This window comes from Mesorhizobium sp. M0991, from assembly GCF_040318915.1.
Taxonomy (GTDB): domain Bacteria; phylum Pseudomonadota; class Alphaproteobacteria; order Rhizobiales; family Rhizobiaceae; genus Mesorhizobium.
This window is the reverse complement of record NZ_JAMYNE010000100.1, coordinates 1-940: the sequence shown is the minus strand read 5'-3', so window position 1 is coordinate 940 and position 940 is coordinate 1. Positions and strand designations below refer to the sequence as shown.

1 protein-coding gene is annotated in these 940 nt (G+C 58.1%); it reads left to right on the top strand.

Translation table 11 applies throughout. The annotated features are described in order from the left end of the window. Positions 1-215: 215 nt before the first annotated feature. The coding region (locus tag NKH70_RS35665) for a CaiB/BaiF CoA transferase family protein (RefSeq protein WP_353027474.1) at positions 216-940 on the top strand (725 nt) is incomplete at its 3' end.

The window sequence follows — 940 nt, the reverse complement described above, 5'->3', positions numbered from 1 at the left end:
GCCATTAATGTACTTCGACACCGCGACGTAACAAAGAATTCTATGAACTTTCACATACGTGAGGGCGACTTCAGGCTATCAGGGCACTTGAGTTTGCAAAGTTACCGCGTCCTCACGGTTTGGATATTTATGCCGCGGGAACCGCTTTCGCGCTGAATTAGAGCGCGCTTGGGGCGTCGAGTCATCCAGGTTGCGAGGCAATGCAGGAGAAAGTTATGGGTGCCAAGAAAGCCAAAGTGACAGCTGGTAGAGGAGCGAAAGCCTGTGCGCTGGGCAGTGACGTCCGTCCACTGACCGGTATTCGCGTTTTGGCATTCACGCACTATGCCGCGGGCCCAATCGCGGCGCAGTATCTCGGTTCGCTTGGGGCGGAGGTCATCAAGATAGAGGCTCCGAGTGGCGATTATCAGCGTAGGGGGATCAAGGAGTCGACGGCGGCTCCCGACGCACCCAGTCCTTATTTCCTGGGCCTAAATCGCAACCAGCGTTCACTGTCTATTGATCTGAAAAGGCCGGACGGACAGGCCATTATCCGCCAGATGATCTCGCAGGCGGATGTCATTCTCGAGAATTTCCGGCCGGGGGCTTTAGAGCGGATGGGGCTGTGCAGCGGCAAACTTATTGCCGAACACCCCAGCCTCATCTATTGCTCGATCGCGGCTTACGATCCGGCCGGTCCCAGCCGCGACAAGCCGGGGCAGGATCTGATTATCCAAGCCCTGTCCGGCATCGCTAGCCTCGGCGGGCCAGCCGGTGGTCCGCCCATTCCCGCCGGCGCCTATATCGTTGATACCTATACGGCATCGCAGGCGGTTATCGGCATTCAGGCGGCGTTGCGCCAGCGCGACCATACAGGGCTTGGTCAATGGGTGCGCGTGGATATGATGTCGTGCGCACTTCACTTGTTGGCATCGGAGTCTAGCTATGCGCTGAACGCGCA